This is a genomic window from Variovorax sp. MSC1_012 (genome assembly GCF_023667525.1).
In the GTDB taxonomy this organism is placed as follows: Bacteria; Pseudomonadota; Gammaproteobacteria; order Burkholderiales; family Burkholderiaceae_C; genus Variovorax; species Variovorax beijingensis_B.
Map to the genome: position 1 here is coordinate 5,020,632 of NZ_CM174443.1, position 16,300 is coordinate 5,036,931.

At 67.5% G+C, this 16,300-nt stretch carries 19 protein-coding genes; 8 read left to right on the forward strand and 11 right to left on the reverse strand.

The features are described 5' to 3' along the window. Positions 1-25: 25 nt before the first annotated feature. On the forward strand, positions 26-1,258 hold the full coding sequence (gene tyrS, locus L1081_RS23625) for a tyrosine--tRNA ligase (RefSeq protein WP_489414318.1): 1,233 nt from the start codon (positions 26-28) through the stop codon (positions 1,256-1,258). A 40-nt stretch (positions 1,259-1,298) separates the two neighbouring features. Here the strand turns inward: tyrS and L1081_RS23630 are convergent, their stop codons facing one another. Together L1081_RS23630 and L1081_RS23635 are read right to left on the reverse strand one after the other, a co-directional pair. Continuing rightward, positions 1,299-1,916, reverse strand: a complete 618-nt coding sequence (locus L1081_RS23630) for an OmpA family protein (RefSeq protein WP_489414319.1) — start codon at positions 1,914-1,916, stop codon at positions 1,299-1,301. After that, on the reverse strand, positions 1,913-2,407 hold the full coding sequence (locus tag L1081_RS23635) for a FecR domain-containing protein (protein WP_489414320.1): 495 nt from the start codon (positions 2,405-2,407) through the stop codon (positions 1,913-1,915). Before L1081_RS23635 ends, L1081_RS23630 begins: the two co-directional genes overlap by 4 nt. 140 nt (positions 2,408-2,547) lie before the next feature. Between L1081_RS23635 and L1081_RS23640 the strand changes: the two genes are divergently transcribed. Then, positions 2,548-3,462 (forward strand): cation diffusion facilitator family transporter, encoded by a 915-nt coding sequence (locus L1081_RS23640; protein WP_489414321.1) that lies wholly within the window; start codon positions 2,548-2,550, stop codon positions 3,460-3,462. Beyond that, positions 3,459-3,899 carry a D-aminoacyl-tRNA deacylase gene (gene dtd, locus L1081_RS23645; RefSeq protein ID WP_018906190.1) on the forward strand — a complete coding sequence of 147 codons (441 nt, stop codon included), beginning with the start codon at positions 3,459-3,461 and terminating at the stop codon, positions 3,897-3,899. Before L1081_RS23640 ends, dtd begins: the two co-directional genes overlap by 4 nt. A gap of 18 nt (positions 3,900-3,917) precedes the next feature. Here the strand turns inward: dtd and ybeY are convergent, their stop codons facing one another. Together ybeY and L1081_RS23655 are read right to left on the reverse strand one after the other, a co-directional pair. Continuing rightward, positions 3,918-4,376 (reverse strand): rRNA maturation RNase YbeY, encoded by a 459-nt coding sequence (gene ybeY / locus L1081_RS23650; RefSeq protein ID WP_489414322.1) that lies wholly within the window; start codon positions 4,374-4,376, stop codon positions 3,918-3,920. Between the two features lies 1 nt (position 4,377). Continuing rightward, positions 4,378-5,319, reverse strand: a complete 942-nt coding sequence (locus tag L1081_RS23655) for a PhoH family protein (RefSeq protein WP_489414323.1) — start codon at positions 5,317-5,319, stop codon at positions 4,378-4,380. A 169-nt stretch (positions 5,320-5,488) separates the two neighbouring features. On the opposite strand from L1081_RS23655, the gene ruvA reads away from it, so the two are divergent. Both ruvA and L1081_RS23665 read left to right on the forward strand, forming a co-directional pair. After that, positions 5,489-6,061: a Holliday junction branch migration protein RuvA gene (ruvA, locus tag L1081_RS23660; protein WP_489414324.1), complete on the forward strand. Its 573-nt coding sequence runs from the start codon at positions 5,489-5,491 to the stop codon at positions 6,059-6,061. A 21-nt stretch (positions 6,062-6,082) separates the two neighbouring features. After that, positions 6,083-6,703, forward strand: coding sequence for a hypothetical protein (locus tag L1081_RS23665; RefSeq protein WP_489414325.1), 621 nt, complete (start codon positions 6,083-6,085; stop codon positions 6,701-6,703). 15 nt (positions 6,704-6,718) lie between these two features. Here L1081_RS23665 and L1081_RS23670 read toward each other — a convergent pair whose 3' ends face one another. Genes L1081_RS23670 through L1081_RS23700 form a run of 7 tightly spaced genes read right to left on the reverse strand, consistent with a single transcriptional unit; the run spans position 6,719 to position 13,184 of the window. Then, positions 6,719-7,309, reverse strand: coding sequence for a YdeI/OmpD-associated family protein (locus tag L1081_RS23670; RefSeq protein WP_489414326.1), 591 nt, complete (start codon positions 7,307-7,309; stop codon positions 6,719-6,721). Next, positions 7,306-8,259, reverse strand: a complete 954-nt coding sequence (locus tag L1081_RS23675) for a phosphatidate cytidylyltransferase (RefSeq protein ID WP_489414327.1) — start codon at positions 8,257-8,259, stop codon at positions 7,306-7,308. The genes L1081_RS23670 and L1081_RS23675 overlap by 4 nt, the downstream gene beginning before the upstream one ends. Further along, positions 8,256-8,972, reverse strand: coding sequence for a 1-acyl-sn-glycerol-3-phosphate acyltransferase (locus L1081_RS23680; RefSeq protein ID WP_489414328.1), 717 nt, complete (start codon positions 8,970-8,972; stop codon positions 8,256-8,258). The genes L1081_RS23675 and L1081_RS23680 overlap by 4 nt, the downstream gene beginning before the upstream one ends. Next, a complete protein-coding gene (locus L1081_RS23685; RefSeq protein WP_489414329.1) occupies positions 8,969-9,409 on the reverse strand; it encodes a hypothetical protein in 441 nt (146 codons plus the stop codon). The genes L1081_RS23680 and L1081_RS23685 overlap by 4 nt, the downstream gene beginning before the upstream one ends. Then, the gene (locus L1081_RS23690) at positions 9,402-10,751 is read right to left on the reverse strand and encodes a phosphatase PAP2/dual specificity phosphatase family protein (RefSeq protein WP_489414330.1); all 1,350 of its coding nucleotides are present in this window, start codon (positions 10,749-10,751) and stop codon (positions 9,402-9,404) included. The genes L1081_RS23685 and L1081_RS23690 overlap by 8 nt, the downstream gene beginning before the upstream one ends. A 19-nt stretch (positions 10,752-10,770) precedes the next feature. Beyond that, a complete protein-coding gene (locus L1081_RS23695; protein WP_489414331.1) occupies positions 10,771-12,543 on the reverse strand; it encodes an alpha/beta fold hydrolase in 1,773 nt (590 codons plus the stop codon). Positions 12,544-12,581: 38 nt separating this feature from the next. Beyond that, entirely contained in the window at positions 12,582-13,184 is a 603-nt protein-coding gene (locus L1081_RS23700) for a CDP-alcohol phosphatidyltransferase family protein (protein ID WP_489414332.1), read from the reverse strand. Positions 13,185-13,270: 86 nt separating this feature from the next. Here L1081_RS23700 and ruvB point away from each other — a divergent pair, with 86 nt between their 5' ends. The 3 genes from ruvB (at position 13,271) to L1081_RS23715 (ending at position 16,299) form a co-directional block, all read left to right on the forward strand. Next, positions 13,271-14,335: a Holliday junction branch migration DNA helicase RuvB gene (gene ruvB, locus L1081_RS23705; protein ID WP_489414333.1), complete on the forward strand. Its 1,065-nt coding sequence runs from the start codon at positions 13,271-13,273 to the stop codon at positions 14,333-14,335. A 6-nt stretch (positions 14,336-14,341) separates the two neighbouring features. Beyond that, positions 14,342-15,304, forward strand: coding sequence for a CDF family Co(II)/Ni(II) efflux transporter DmeF (gene dmeF / locus L1081_RS23710; protein ID WP_489414334.1), 963 nt, complete (start codon positions 14,342-14,344; stop codon positions 15,302-15,304). 125 nt (positions 15,305-15,429) lie between these two features. Further along, positions 15,430-16,299 carry a metallophosphoesterase gene (locus L1081_RS23715; protein ID WP_489414335.1) on the forward strand — a complete coding sequence of 290 codons (870 nt, stop codon included), beginning with the start codon at positions 15,430-15,432 and terminating at the stop codon, positions 16,297-16,299. Position 16,300 lies beyond the last annotated feature (1 nt).

Here is a 16,300-nt window from a genome sequence, read left to right on the forward strand (position 1 = left end):
ACCTGAAAATCAGCAAAAAAAGCCTATGAATGCCGAATCTGTTACATCCACAAGCCTCTCGGATGGTGTAAGACGAGCGCTCGAAATATCGCTCAGGGGCACCGACGAACTGCTGCCGCAGGATGAATGGGTGCGCAAGCTGCAGCGCTCGGAAGCCACTGGAACGCCGCTGCGCATCAAGTTCGGACTGGATCCGACGGCTCCCGACATCCATCTCGGGCACACCGTGGTCTTCAACAAGCTACGCCAGCTGCAGGACCTGGGCCACACAGTGATTCCCCTGATCGGGGATTTTACGACCACCATCGGCGACCCTTCCGGGCGAAACAGCACGCGGCCGCCGCTGACGCGGGAGCAGATCGAGGCCAATGCGACCACCTATTTCGACCAGCTGCGCCTCGTGCTGAACGTGGATCGTGCAGAAGTTCGCTACAACTCCGAGTGGAGCGACCCGCTGGGCGCCCGCGGCATGATCCAGCTCGCCGCCAAGTACACCGTGGCGCGGATGATGGAGCGCGACGACTTCAACAAGCGCTTCAAGTCCGGCCAGTCGATCTCGGTGCACGAATTCCTGTACCCGCTGATGCAGGGCTACGACTCGGTGGCCTTGAAGAGCGACCTTGAGCTGGGTGGCACAGACCAAAAATTCAATCTGCTCGTCGGCCGCCATCTCCAGCAGGAATACGGCCAAGAACCGCAGTGCATACTCACTATGCCGCTGCTGGAGGGGCTCGATGGCATCGAGAAGATGTCCAAGAGCAAGAACAACTACATCGGCATCAGCGAAGACGCCAACACCATGTTCGCCAAGGTGCTGTCGATTTCCGACGAGCTGATGTGGCGCTGGTACATGCTGCTGAGCTTCCAGTCGCTCGCGCAGATCGAGGCGCTCAAGGCCGAGATCGCGGCCGGCCGCAACCCCAAGGATGCGAAGGTGGCGCTGGCCAAGGAAATCACCGCGCGCTTCCACAGCGCGGCGGCGGCCGAGGCGGCGGAACAGGATTTCATCAACCGCAGCAAGGGCGGCGTGCCCGACGAGATTCCCGAGCTGTCGCTGGGCGGGGCTCCGCTGGGCATCGCGCAGCTGCTCAAGCAGGCCGGGCTCGCGCCTTCGGCCTCCGAAGGCAGCCGGCTGATCGACGGCGGCGGCGTGCGCGTCGACTCTGTGGTGATCAGCGACAAGGCGCTCAAGCTGCCCGCGGGCAGCTATGTGGTGCAGGTCGGCAAGCGCAAGTTCGCGCGCGTGACTCTCAGCTGAGGGAGCCGGTCGAGGGCGGTGGGCGCCGCGCGCCTCGCCGTCAGCGGACTTCGATGGTGACGCGCCGGTTGCGCGGCTCGTCCACCTCGTCGGGGGTGGGTACCGCGAGCTCGCGCTCGCCGCGGCCCACGGCCTCGATGCGCTGGGCGGGGAACTGCCGCTCCACGAAAAGCTGCACCACTTCCTGCGCCCGCCGCTGCGAAAGCATGTCGTTCTGCTCGAGCGCGCCCTTGGTGTCGGTGTGCCCGGTCACCACGATGTCGCTGCCGCTGCGGGTTTGCGCGGCAATCAGCGCTTCGTTCATGACCTGCTGCGACGCAGGCGTGAGCGTGGTGCCGCCCACCTCGAAATACACCGTGTAGCGCTGTGGCGCGGGCGGCCGCATGTCGAACAGGACCTTGTGGTCCGCCTGCACCTTGGCGGGGTCGGCCTGGTCGACCACCGGCGCGCCGGAAGCGCCGACCGCGGCAGTTGCACGCTGGTAGGGCCTGGAAAGAACCTCCTCGCCATCCTTTGCGCGCACGATCACGGCAGAAGGCTTGTCATCCGCCTGGGGCAGCAGCACCACGCGGGTGCCCGGCGTCGAACATGCGGCAAGCAGCGCGGTGGCCAGCACGGCAGTGAAAAGAAAGGCCCGGTCCGTCGTCATCTTCCTCATGGCTGGCCGTCGGTCTGCACGATGAAGTCGGTTCCGCGAATGCCGATGGTGGCGGTTTGCGTCTCCACCCGTATCGCGTCGGGATTGGTCTTGCCGATCAGGCCGGTGATCATGCGCATGGAGCCTCGCAGCAGCGAGACCAGCACGCCGCCTTCGTGCGTGGTGGCGTTGAAATGGAATTCCTTCAGGTCCAGCCGCGACGAAGGCCCGACCACCAGTGTCGTGTCGTCGCGCAAGACCACGGAAGCGGAAGAGTCGGGGCCGGTCAGGATGCGGTCCACGGCGGCCAGCGGGTCGCCGGCGTTGGCCGCGCGGGGCGTGCCGGCGGTGCTGAGCAGCTGCACGTTGCCCCGCACCGATTTCACGAACCCTGCCTGTGGTTCTGCGGAGGGCATGGAGCCTGCAGGACGCGCAGGCGTCTGCGTCTGAGCCAACGCCGCTGCGCCCCAGAAGGCGAAGCCTCCCACGGCGATCAGGAATTTTTTCATCATCGTTCTTCTGCGAATGTCTCGCGGTGCCACAAATATTAAATACATAGAGTCGGCGGATGGAGGCCGCGCTCGATAATTCGATCGCGGATGCGGACCTTTGCCGCATTCTTGCCGACTTTTATCGCCTACGCCTTCCCCGCATGACTTTCACGCCCAAGACGCTGCTTCGTGTTTCCGTGGCGGTTGCGCTCGTTACCATCCTGCTCAAGGGCCTGGCGGGCTACGTGACCAACTCGATGGGCCTGATCTCCGATGCGATGGAGTCCTTCGTCAACCTTGCCAGCGCGATGTTCGCACTGGGAATGGTGACCATCGCCTCGCGGCCGGCCGATGAAGACCATCCCTACGGCCACCACAAGGCCGAATATTTCTCTTCGGGCTTCGAAGGCATCCTGATCGTCGGCGCGGCGGTCGCGATCCTCTGGGTCTCGGTGCAGCGGCTGCTTTCGCCGCAGCCGCTGGAGCAGCTGGGCTGGGGGCTCGGGCTGTCGGTGGTCAGCTCGGGCTTCAACGCAGCCCTGGCTTTTGCGTTGTTCCGCGCCGCGCGAACGCATCGCTCGATTGCGCTCGAAGCCGATGCGCGGCATCTGATGACCGACGTGTGGACCTCGGCCGGGGTGGTGGTGGGCATCGTGGCGGTGCATTTCAGCGGCTGGCTCTGGCTCGATCCGGTGCTGGCCATTGGCGTGGCGCTCAACATCGTGCGTGAAGGCGTCAGGCTGGTGTGGCGCTCGTCGCAGGGGCTGATGGACGAGGCTCTCGACCCCGAGACCATTGCCACGCTGCGCGCCACGCTCGACCAGTTCGCCGCACGCATGCCGGAAGGCACGCGCATGCGCTTCGACGACATGGTGACGCGGCGCGCGGGCCAGCGCCGCTTTGCCGACCTGCACATGCATGTGCCCGGCGAGTGGACGCTGCAGCATGCCGCCGCGATGCGCGACGAATTGGAACAGGCGCTGATGGACGCCGTGCCGGGCCTGCGCGTGACCATACAGCTGCTGCCCCTGGGCATGGAAGCACGCGGCCCGCGCATCGAGGAAGAAGCCGCATGAAGGCCATCGTCCAGCGCGTGGCCAGTGCGCGCGTCGACATCGCAGGGCAGACCGTCGGCGCGATCGGCGCCGGCCTGCTCGTGCTGCTGTGCGCCGAGCGCGGCGACGCCGATGCAATGGCGGACCGCATGCTTGCCAAGCTCCTGAAGCTGCGCATTTTTTCCGACGAAGCGGGCAAGATGAACCGCAGCGTGCAGGACATCGGCGGCGGCCTGCTGGTGGTGAGCCAGTTCACGCTCGCCGCCGACGTGAGCGGCGGCAACCGGCCCAGCTTCACGCAGGCGGCGGCGCCCGACGAGGGGCGGCGGCTCTACGACTATTTCGTGGACCGGGCCCGTGCCGCGCATCCGGTGGTGGCCACCGGCGAGTTCGGCGCCGACATGCAGGTGCATCTGGTCAACGACGGGCCGGTCACCATCCCGCTGCAGATGGCGTAACGCGGCTGCGCGCGGGCCTCACCGGCCGTACGGATTGCGGATGCCGAGGCCGGCGAGGATCTCGATTTCGCGCGCTTCCATGGCCTCGGCGTCGGCCTCGCCGGTCTCGTGGTCCCAGCCCTGCGCATGCAGCGTGCCGTGAACCAGCAGGTGCGCATAGTGCGCGGCCAGGGTGTTGCGCTGCTCCTTCGCCTCGCTCGCGACCACCGGCGCGCACAGCACCAGGTCGGCCATCACCATCGGGCTCTGGGTGTAGTCGAAGGTCAGCACGTTGGTGGCGTAGTCCTTGCCGCGGAACTCGCGGTTCAGGCGCTGGCCTTCCTCGGCATCGACGATGCGCACCGTGATCTCCGCGTCGATCTCGAGTGCATGGCGGATCCAGCGCGCGACGCTGTGGCGCGGCAGCGCGGCGCGGTGCCGTTCGACGCCCTTGAAGCGCGCGAACTGCAGCGAAAGGGACAGTGCGGGCAATGCCATCTCAATGCGCTCCGCTGCGCTTGCGCTGCCCGTCGTAGGCATCGACGATCTTGGCCACCAGCGGATGGCGCACCACGTCGGCGCTGGTGAAGTGCGTGATCGAGATGCCGTTCACGCGCCTGAGCACGCGCTCAGCATCGATGAGGCCGCTCAGCTGCTGCTTGGGCAGGTCGATCTGGCTCACGTCGCCCGTCACCACCGCCTTGGCGCCGAAGCCGATGCGCGTGAGGAACATCTTCATCTGCTCGACCGTGGTGTTCTGCGCTTCGTCGAGGATGACGAAGGCATTGTTCAGCGTGCGTCCGCGCATGAAGGCCAGCGGCGCAATCTCGAGCGCATTGCGCTCGAAGGCTTTCTGCACCTTCTCGTAGCCCATCAGGTCGTAGAGCGCGTCGTACAGCGGGCGCAGGTAGGGGTCGACCTTCTGCGTCAGGTCGCCCGGGAGGAAGCCGAGCCGCTCGCCGGCTTCCACCGCCGGGCGCGTGAGCACGATGCGCTGCACCGCGGCACGCTCCAGCGCATCGACCGCGCAGGCCACCGCGAGGTAGGTCTTGCCGGTGCCGGCCGGGCCGATGCCGAAGGTGATGTCGTGCTTGGCGATGTTGTCGAGGTACAGCGCCTGCGTGGGTGTGCGCGCGCGCAGGTCGGCGCGGCGGGTGACGAGCATGGCCGAGTCCTCGTCGCTCATCGAGCCGTCGCCCGCGAGCGTGAGCTGCACCACGGCCGGATCGATCGGGCGCTGCGCGATCTCGTAGAGCGCCTGCAGCACGTCCATCGCGCGCTGCGCGGCGGCCTTGGGGCCGTCGACCTTGAACTGCTCGTGGCGGTGAGCGATCTTCACGCCCAGGGCCTCCTCGATGCGGCGCAGGTGCGCGTCCAGCGGGCCGCACAGGTGGCCCAGGCGCGAGTTGTTGGGAGGAGCAAAGGTGTGTCGCAGAATCACGCGGTATCCATTTCCATCTTTTTGGCAGCCCTATGCAAGACCAGCCATGCTCGAAAAAACGCAATCCAAAGCGGGGAACACCGCGGAACCGGCTTTGCCGGGCCGCCGGTGTTGCCCCCTTAAGGGGGGAGGCGGCTACACGAAGTGAGCAAGCAACGGGGGTGGGCCAATGATAGGCAAACTCACCGGCGTATTGGCCGAGCGCAACCCACCGCAGGTGGTGGTGGACTGCAATGGCGTCGGTTACGAGGTCGATGTGCCGATGAGCACGTTCTACAACCTGCCCGGCACCGGAGAGCGCGTTTCGCTGCTCACGCACTTCGTGGTGCGCGAGGACGCGCAGATTCTCTACGGTTTTGGCACCGCCGAGGAGCGTGCGGCCTTTCGGCAACTCATCAAGATCACCGGCGTGGGGCCGCGCACCGCGCTCGGCCTGCTGTCTGGCATGAGCGTGGGCGAGCTGTCGCAGGCGATCACGACGCAGGAACTGGGCCGGCTCGTGAAGATCCCGGGCATCGGCAAGAAGACCGCCGAGCGGCTGCTGCTCGAACTCAAGGGCAAGCTGGGCGCCGACATCGGCCTGCCTGCGCATGCGGCCACCGACGCGCAGGCCGACATCCTGCAGGCGCTGGTCGCGCTGGGCTACAGCGACAAGGAAGCCGCGCTGGCGCTCAAGGCGCTGCCCCAGGACGCGACGGTGAGCGAAGGGATCAAGCTGGCGCTGAAGGCGCTGGCGAAGTAGGGCGAACGCACGGGACGGTCCATGCCCAATTGCGATTTTTATGCGACGAAGGAAGACCACGGGGGCCTGCTCTCGTGGCTTTTTGCGGAAGAGAGCTGCGACGTCCATGAACTCGCGTCCGACTTCGAGCAGCCGTTGAAACGGTTTCGCTCCGCAGCGGAGGTGCTGGCGCAATTCGAGCGGAGCTACTCCAACGGCAGAAAGTGGCGTTCGGTGCATCTGCAGCTGTATGTGCGCGGCGCGGGTCCTGCCTTCAAGCCCCGTCGTGTGGAACTGGACCCGGTAGCTTGCGGCGGCGCTACCTTCCGCTACAACGCGGACGGATGGGGCCTGGTGCAGCTTTACCTGGGCTCGGCTTCCGCGGGTGACGTGCGCCTGGAAGACTCGCACACCAACCACAACTCGCTCAAGCGTGCGCAATTGTGGTCGGACACAGCGGAGGGTCTGGCCGAGGTCGAGGCCTGGGACTTCGCAAAGATCACGTCCTTCTCATCCAGACTCAATCGCGAGATCCGAAAACGCGGTGTTGCCAAGGTCGGTAGCCGGACCGTGTTGCCGGGCGCGCTGAAGCTGTGGGACATCGGCGTGGCAATGGGGCCGTACAAGCCCGGCGAGTACACGCTCCAGCGAGCGGTTACGTAGCGTCCGCGGCGGTCCTCAGGGGTGGATTTTCTCGCCCTTGGCCAGCATTTCCACGAACTGCGCAATGCGCTTCGCCCGTGTCTCGGGCTTCTTCGCGCCCTGCGTGCGGAACAGCACCGCGTAGCGGTTGCGCGAATCGAGCTTGGCGAAGAAGGCCGCCGCCTTGCGGTTGGCATCGAGCGCGGCCTGCAGGTCGGGCGGCACGGTGGCGACGCTCTGGGCGTCGTAGGCCGCATCCCAGCGGCCGTCGGCGCGGGCGCGCTCCACTTCGGCCAGGCCGGCGGGCTGCATGCGGCCTTCCTCGATCAGCTTCAGGGCCTTGTCGCGATTGATCTTCGACCAGGTGCTGCGAGGCGTGCGCGGGGTGAAGCGCTGCAGGAAATACTGCTCGCCGTCGCCCTTGCGCTGCCCGTCGATCCAGCCGTAGCACAGCGCCACCTCGAGCGCCGCGGGGTGGTCGATCGAGGCGATGCCGCTGGCCTTCTTGGCCATGCGGATCCACACGCCGGCGGCGGTCGCATGGTGGCGCTTGAGCCAGCGTTCCCATGCGGCGGCGCTGGTGCATTCGATGGGCGTGTCGTGTGGAACGCGTTTGGTCGTGCTCATGGCACCCACCAGTAGCGCAATGCATGGAAGTAGATCGGCGCCGCGAAGATCACCGAGTCGAGCCGGTCGAGCATGCCGCCATGGCCTTCGATCATCGAGCCCCAGTCCTTCACGCCGCGGTCGCGCTTGATGGCCGACATCACGAGCCCGCCAAAAAAGCCCATGAGGCAGATGGTGAGCGCCATCAACGCGGCCTGCCACGGGTTGAAAGGCGTGGCCCAGTAGAGCGCCGCGCCCAGCGCGGTGGCGCTGGCCACGCCGCCGACCAGGCCTTCCCAGGTCTTGGAAGGCGAGAGCTCGGGCGCGACCTTGCGCCGGCCGAAGAGCTTGCCCCACACGTACTGCAGCACGTCGCTGCCCTGCACCACGATCACGAGGAAGGCGATCAGCAGCAGGTTGCGGCCTTCGAAGCCGGGGATCTGCAGCGTAAGCAGCGCGGGCACGTGGCTGATGCAGAACACGCAGACCATCAGGCCCCACTGGATCTTGGAGGTGCGCTCCAGGAAGCGCTGCGTGTCGCCGCCCGCGGCCGCGAGAATCGGCAGCACCAGAAAGGCGTAGACCGGGATGAAGATCGAATAGAGCCCGTACCAGTCGATCCACACCAGGAAATACTGCACCGGCAGCCCGATGTAGAAAGCCGCCGCAATCGCATGATGGTCGCCGCGCCGCGTGTAGGCCAGGCTGATGAACTCGCGCAGCGCATAGAACGAGATCAGGTAGAACAGCACGATCACGCCGCCCTTGCCGAACGCGAAGGCCAGGCCGATCACCGCCACCATCACCCACCATGCGTTGACGCGCGCATTGAGGTTGTCGATCACCGAGTTCGGCTGCCCCGCAGCCACGCGCCACTTGAGCAGCGCGCCGATGGCCGAGGCGAGGAGCAGCACGCCGGCCACGCCGCCGAACAATTGCAGCGTGGTCTGGGTGAAAGCGGAGATGTTCATGGCGATGCTGCTGCTTTTTCTTGTTCGGGCAGGCGGTCGTACTCGGGCCGCAGCTCGAGCATGGCGGCGCGCGCGCGGGCGATGAAGGCATTCTTGTCTTCGCCTTCTTCGAGCTGGATCGGCGCGCCGTAGCGCACCGTGCAGGCCAGCGGAATCGGCACCAGCGTGCCCTTGGGCAGCACGCGCTTGAGGTTCTCGATCCACACCGGCACCAGCCGCACATTGGGGCAGGCGCGCGCCAGGTGATAGAGGCCGCTCTTGAGCGGCAGCAGGATCTCGTCGCCGGTGTTGCGCGTGCCCTCGGGGAACATGATGAGCGAATCGCCGCCGTCCAGCGCCTCCTTCATCTGCTCGACCGGGTTGCCGCCCTGGCCCGAGCCGTCGCGCCGGATCATGAGTGCGTTGAACACGTCGGCGCCGATGAACTGGCGCACCTTGGACGCCATCCAGTAGTCCTGCCCGGCCACCGGCCGAGTGAGCGCGCGCAGGTCGGGCGGCAGCGTGGCCCACAGCAGCACGAAGTCGCCGTGGCTCGTGTGGTTGGCGAAGTAGAGCGTCTGCTCGGCCTTGGGCGTGGTGCCGCTCCAGATGGCGCGCACGCCGGTCAGGAGGCCGGCCGCGCCGATGATCAGCTTGCCCGCGACCACGGCGAGCGCGCGGCGCAGCACCGTGCTCCCGGGACGGAGGTCTTTGTTGTCGTCTTGTTCGGTCAAGAGAGATCCTGTGTCATCAAGGCAAGAAGAAACATCGCGCTCTGGCAGGCGACCACGATGGCATGCCGCTGCAGGAGCTGGCGGGTGCCCTGCACACGGTCCTCGAGCGGGCGCAGCGCCTTCGATGCCTCTGCATTGCGAAGCCCGAGCCGGCCGAGCGCGGTGTCGAGCACGTCCAGCGATGCGATGGCGCCGCGCGCCAGGTCGGCGAACAGCGCCTGGTCGAAGCGCAGCCTGAACGCGAAATAGCGCTCGAGCGCACCCAGCACCAGCACCGCGCCAAACCCCATGGCGGCCGTGCTCGACAGCGAGCGCAGCGTGAGCGCGAGCACCAGCGCCGCAATGCACGTGAGCGCGAAGCCCCACACCGCCAGCACCGCCGCAGCGCGCAGCAGTGCGGCCAGCGAGGCGCAGGTGGCGCGTTCGCTGTCAGTCATGGGGCGGTGCTCCCGGAGCGGCGGTGCCCAATGGCTCGAGCGAAATCCGCCACGCCGGCCGCAGCACGATCTGCGGACGCGCAAGCCGCACGGCATCCTCGGCCTGCGCCAGTCCGCCCACCACGCCGTAGCGGCCCAGCCAGGCGATCACGGCGGCGGCGCTGCGCGAAAAGCCCAGCGCGCAGCACACCCACACGGCCGCGCCGTCGGCATTGCGGCGCTGCCCTTCGATGACCGCGGCCGCGCGCTGCAGCCGCACGGTCGGCGGCACGGTGAGGTCGAGCATCGGCACGCAGCGCGCATGCGGCACGCCGGTCGGCATCTGCAGTTCAGCGCACAGGCTCACCAGCCGGGGCCGGCCGGCGGCGATCCATTCGGCGCGCGTGGGCCGCCGCCCGAGCAGCAGGCCCGGCACCACTTCGACGAAAGCCGGCAGCCTGCGCGTCCAGAGCCATGCGTTGACGGCCGCGCCGAGCCGATAGGGCGCAAGCAGCCAGCGCGCCGCACAGCCCATGCGGCCTTGGCCGTTCATCTGGAAGCCGCGGGCGCCAAAGCCGACGTAGTTGAGCGCCACCAGCGCCAGCGAGGCCGAAGGCCACGCAAGCCACAGCGCAACACCGCCCAGCTGCATGGCCACCGCGAGGAACAGCGCGGCGCCCACGGCGTAGAAGCCCGCGAGCTTCCAGCGCTGCGCATCGTGCGTGCACTGCCAGGCGCGCGGCATCGAAACGGTGCGCTCCAGCGGCCACAGCCACACGCAGAACAGTCCGAGCAGCGCGCCGGTCGGAATGTCGATGAAGTGGTGCTGCCAGGTCGTGAGCACCGAGGCGCAGATCGCGAACGCCCACACATGCAGCACCAGCCTGGCCCACGCGGCGCGCAGGAACTGGCGGTACCAGTCCCACAGGATCACCGCCAGCGCGATGTGCAGCGACGGCGCCTGGTTGTAGGGCTGGTCGAAGCCGCGCAGCGCGTTGAACAGGAAGGCCGGCGCGCCCTCGACCGCCGGCTGCCCGAAGCTGAAATGCAGCGGCCAGATGACGAAGCAGGTGCAGGCGATGAGCGTTGCGCTCACGAGCCGCAGCGCATGCCGGTCGAGCGTGTGCCTGCTGCGTGCCAGAAAGAGCGAGAGCGCGTAGAAGACGTTGATCGTCCAGTACGGAAAGATCGTCCAGGCCCAGAACGGCAGCTGCCGCTCCCACTCGAAGGCCATCGAGGGTACCTGCGCGCGCGTGGTGGCCCACCAATTGGCCAGGCCATAGGTCGCATAGAACAGCGGCCCCAGGAACACCAGCCAGGCGGCGGCGCGCTTCCAGGGCCGTTGTGCGAGCCGGGGTTTCATTTGGCGCGCAGCCTCGGGCTCACCCGACCCTCACCGCGAGCGAGACGGTGAAGATGCCCCACTCGTCGATGCGCTGGTCGATCTTGCGGAAGCCCGCTTCTTCCACCAGCTGGTCCATCTCGGCCTGCGTGCGGCGGCGCATCACCCAGGCTTCGCCCTGGCGGTGGCTGGTGAGCGCGCGCGCGATCATCTCGAGCTGCGGATGCCAGGGCTGGCCGGTATAGACCAGATAGCCGCGGTCTTCCACCGCATCGCCCACGCCTGCGAGCGAGCGCCGCACCATTTCGTTGTCGGGGAACAGCTCGTAGAGGCCCGACACCACCGCGAGCGTGGGCCGCGGCGTCACGGTGGCCAGGCTGATGCGGTCGAAGGCGTCGGCTTGCACGAACTGCGCCACGTCTTCCAGGCCCTTCTCGGCAATCAGCGCGCGGCCGTCGCGCACGTTGATGTCGCTGTAGTCGCGCAGCAGGATCGAGCTGGCCTTGACGGGGCTCGAAAGCACCGCGTCGAGCACGTAGCGGCCATGGCCGGCCGCGATGTCGATCACGCGCACTTCGCGGTGCATCTCGGCCAGGCGCTCCATGGCGATGCGGATCAGCTCCTCGACATGGATCTTGCGCTGCCGGATGCCGCGCCAGCCGATCGAGTTCAGGTAGGTCTTGTCGACGGAGCGGCCCAGCGCACCCTTGCCCTTCGGCTCGTTGCGGTAGACGTAGTCGAGCGTGCTGCCCGAATCGAAGCCGGTGTCGTGCCCGAGCTTCACGCCGCGCGAGAGCACACCGCCCAGGCGCAGGCTGGCGCGCGTCATGCCCCAGTAGGCGCCGCGCAGCGAGAGCGGTGCCAGCGGCTCGGCCAGCGCACGCGACTCGTCGGCGGTGTTGCCATTCAGGTGCGCGGCGCGCAGGTCGACCGGCGCGGGCGGCTGCTCGAACAGCTGCAGGATGAATTCGCGGATCGCCTGCACCGCCGGCGCGCGGTCCTTCTCGCCCAGCGTGTCGTGGAAGAAGCCCGGCAGCTCGAGCTTGGTTTTGACGGTGCTGCCCAGCCGCTCGAAGAACTGGTGCTGCGGCTTGCGGTGCACCACCCAGTCCGACCCCGAGATGAGCAGCTGCACCGGCAGCGTGATGGCGTTGGCGTCGGCCACCACGCGGTCGGCCGCTTCATACAGGCCGAGCAGGATGTTGACCGCGATCGGCCGCGAGATCAGCGGATCGCTCTCGTAGCTTGCGATGCGCTCGGGGTCGTGCGTGAGGAACTTCGCCTTCACATAGCTGTTGACGAAGAACAGGCCGCGCAGCTTGTGCATCAGCGCGAGGCCGGCGCGCGCAAAGGGCACGTAGAGCTTCACCTTGAAGGCCGGCGAGGCCAGCGTAAGCCCGCGCACCTTGGGCGCATAGTCGTGCGCCCAGGTAGAAACCAGCACGGCCCCCACGCTCTGCGCAATCACGTGGATGTCGTGCTCCGCGACGCCGTGCGCGCTGCCGATGTGCTGGACGAAGGTCTGCACGTCGCGCACCGACGTGGCAAAGCTCGGGCTGTAGCCGCGCTGGCCCGGCGAGCGGCCGTGGCCGCGCGCGTCCCACGCGAAGAAGTCGAAGTCGGGCAGGCCGAGTTCGTCGACCAGGTGCGCCATGCGCGCGCCGTGCTCGTGGCCGCGGTGGAACAGCACGATGGCGCCGCGCCGTGCGGCGCCGGTGGCCGGCCAGTGCCGGTAGAAGAGCGATTCGCCGTCGTGCGTGCGGAACTGGCGTTCCTGCGGAATGCGTTGTGGATGGGTGCTTGTATCGGTCATCGGATCCCTGTCGCTATTTATGTTTGTTCGTCGTGGGTCTACGCTGCCTCGGCCAGCGCGCGGCGAACGCGGTTGACCACCGTCCAGGCTACGAGCACCGCGGCCAGGGGCATCAGCCATGCCGCCCAGCCCGGCAGCGGCCAGCCCAGCGCCACATAGAGGCCGAGCGCGCCGAACACGAAGGCGCGGTCGCTCTTGCCCAGCGGCCCGTCGTAGCGGCGCGAGGCACCCACCATGGGGCCCAGCGCGCCCGCGAATTCGCTCAAGCCCGCGAGCACGATCACCGTGCCGACCCAGAACGGGCTGAACGGCTGCACCAGCGCAAACGGCAGGTACAGCGCGGCGTCGGACACCACGTCGGTCAGTTCGTTGAGGAAGGCGCCCAGCCTGCTTTGCTGCCCATGCTCGCGCGCCAGCATGCCGTCGATGGCATTGAACGCCATGCGCACGAACATCCACGCCGGAATGAGCCCGAAGGCGGCCAGCGACGGCGCCGCAAAGAAAAGCCAGAGCCCGAGGGCGACCGAAACCACGCACGCGGCCAGCGTGACCTGGTTCGCGGTGACGCCCAAGGCATGCAGGCGCCCCACGAGCGGCCGCAGCAGGCCCTGGAACCGGGGTTTCAGTTCGTAGATCGACACGTGCCGGCTTCCCCTCGCTTGTTATATGGCCGAAGCATTCTGCCAGTGTGGCAGGCACTAAACTTGCGCTCGAAGCCCCTCATTCCATGACCATCCAGACCGACGATTTCGCCCCTGCCCCGCCCCGCGTGGTGTCCGCCGCCCCCGCTTCGCCCCAGGAAGAGGCCATCGAGCGGGCGCTGCGCCCCAAGCTGCTGGACGAATACGTCGGCCAGGCCAAGGTGCGCGAGCAGCTCGAGATCTTCATCGGCGCGGCGCGCAAGCGCAAGGAAGCGCTCGACCATGTGCTGCTGTTCGGCCCGCCGGGCCTCGGCAAGACCACGCTGTCGCACATCATCGCGGCCGAGCTGGGCGTGAACCTGCGCCAGACCTCCGGGCCGGTGCTCGAGAAGCCCAAGGACCTGGCGGCGCTCCTGACCAACCTGGAGCCCAACGATGTGCTCTTCATCGACGAAATCCATCGCCTGAGCCCGGTGGTCGAGGAAATTCTCTACCCCGCGCTGGAGGACTACCAGATCGACATCATGATCGGTGAGGGCCCCGCGGCGCGCAGCATCAAGCTCGACCTGCAGCCCTTCACGCTGGTGGGCGCCACCACCCGCGCCGGCATGCTCACCAACCCGCTGCGCGACCGCTTCGGCATCGTGGCGCGGCTGGAGTTCTACACACCGGAAGAACTCGCGCTCATCGTGCGGCGCAGCGCCGGCCTGCTCAAGGTGGAAACCGACACGGCCGGCGGCTTCGAGATCGCGCGCCGTTCGCGCGGCACGCCCCGCATCGCCAACCGCCTGCTGCGGCGCGTGCGCGACTACGCCGAGGTGAAGGGCGACGGCCGCATCACCGAAGAGATCGCGCACAAGGCGCTCGCCATGCTCGACGTCGATCCGCAGGGCTTCGACCTGATGGACCGCAAGCTGCTCGAGGCCGTGATCCACCGCTTCGACGGCGGGCCCGTGGGCCTGGACAACGTGGCGGCGAGCATCGGCGAAGAACGGGACACCATCGAGGACGTGATCGAGCCCTACCTCATCCAGCAGGGCTACCTGCAGCGCACGCCGCGCGGACGCATCGCCACGCTGGCGGCCTACCGCCACCTGGGCGTAACGCCGCCTTCGAGCCGCTCCGACGGACAGGACCTATTCGGAATCTGACAACCCATGCATACCCATGACCTGAGTGCCTGGCAGCACGACCATCATTTCGGCGCAGGCAACGAATCGGCCGAGCGCAGCACCCGCCTCGTGATGTGGATCACCCTTGCCGCGATGGTGGTCGAGATCGGCGCCGGCTGGTGGTTCAACTCCATGGCGCTGCTGGCCGACGGCTGGCACATGAGCTCGCATGCGCTGGCCATCGGCCTGAGCGCCTTCGCCTATGCGGCGGCGCGGCGCTATGCGCGCGATCCGCGCTTTGCCTTCGGCACCTGGAAGATCGAGGTGCTGGGCGGCTTTGCGAGTGCGCTGATGCTGCTCGGCGTTGCGGCGCTGATGGTGGTGGGCTCGATCGAGCGGCTGCTCTCGCCCTCGGTCATCCACTACCGCGAAGCCGTGGCGGTGGCTGTGCTCGGTCTGGTGGTCAACCTGGTCTGCGCGCGGCTGCTGGGGTCGGCGCACCATCACGGGCATGGGCACGACCACGGCCATGCGCACCATCACCACGACGATCATGGGCACGCGCACGGCCACGACCTGAACCTGCGCTCTGCCTACCTGCACGTGGTGGCCGATGCCGCCACCTCGGTGCTGGCCATCGGTGCGTTGCTCGGCGGCTGGTTCTTCGGCTGGTCCTGGCTCGACCCGGTGATGGGCATCGTCGGCGCGGTGCTGGTGGCCGTGTGGGCCAAGGGCCTGCTCAAGGAAACCGGCAAGGTGCTGCTCGACCGCGAGATGGACCATCCCGTGACGGCCGAGATCCGCGAAGGCGTGGAAACGATGCTGGCCGATTCGGAAACCCGCGTGGCCGACCTGCATGTGTGGCGCGTGGGCCGCGAAGCCTATGCCTGCGCACTCACGGTGGTGACGCACTCGCCCACGCTCACGGCCGACGAGGTGCGGGCCTGCTTCTCGATGCACGAGGAAATCCGCCACTCGACCGTGGAGGTCCAGCGCTGCGCGGACTGAGCCGGTCTTGCTCCTTCCCCCGGCAGGGGAGGGAGAAACGCGAAGTCAAACGCCCGGCCACACGTCACCGGAACGTCACGGCAACGCCATCATGCGGTCACGCGTTGGTGGGAGCCTACCCGTCCATGCAACGCGACGATGCTTTCCTGCGCGCATGGCGCGACACCGCGACCCGGGCTCCCGAGCCGGAGGACGACGATCTTGCGCGCCCGCCGCTGCGCTGTCGCACGCTCTGGATCTCCGACCTGCACCTGGGTACGCCCGGCTGCCAGGCCCGCGCGCTGCTCGACTTTCTCAAGCACACCGAGTGCGAGACGCTGTTCCTGGTCGGCGACATCATCGACGGCTGGCAGCTCAAGCGGAACTGGTACTGGCCGCAGGCGCACAACGATGTGATCCAGAAGCTGCTGCGCAAGGCGCGCAAGGGCACCCGCGTGATCTTCATTCCGGGCAACCATGACGAGTTCGCGCGCAAGTACCTGAACCACAATTTCGGCGGCATCGACGTGGCCGAGGAATGGATCCACGAAACAGCCGACGGCCGCAAGCTCTGGATCATCCACGGCGACCTGTTCGACGGCGTGATCCAGTGCGCCAAGTGGCTCGCGCACGTGGGCGATTCGCTCTACGAATTCACGCTCAAGCTCAACCGCCACCTCAACTCGCTGCGCGCGCGTATGGGGCTGCCGTACTGGTCGCTTTCCAAGTACCTCAAGGGCAAGGTGAAGCGCGCCGTGAGCTACGTGGGCGACTTCGAGAACGCCGTGGCGCGCGAGGCCCGCAAGCGCGGCGTGCAGGGCGTGGTCTGCGGCCACATCCACCACGCCGAGATGCGCGACATCGACGGCATCCTCTACTGCAACGACGGCGACTGGGTCGAGAGCCTGACGGCGCTGGCCGAGCATGCCGACGGCACGCTGGAGATCATCGACTGGGCGCAGCACATGCCGGTGCCGGCGAAAGCGGGCACGCAGAGCCAGCCCGTGGCGGCCTGAG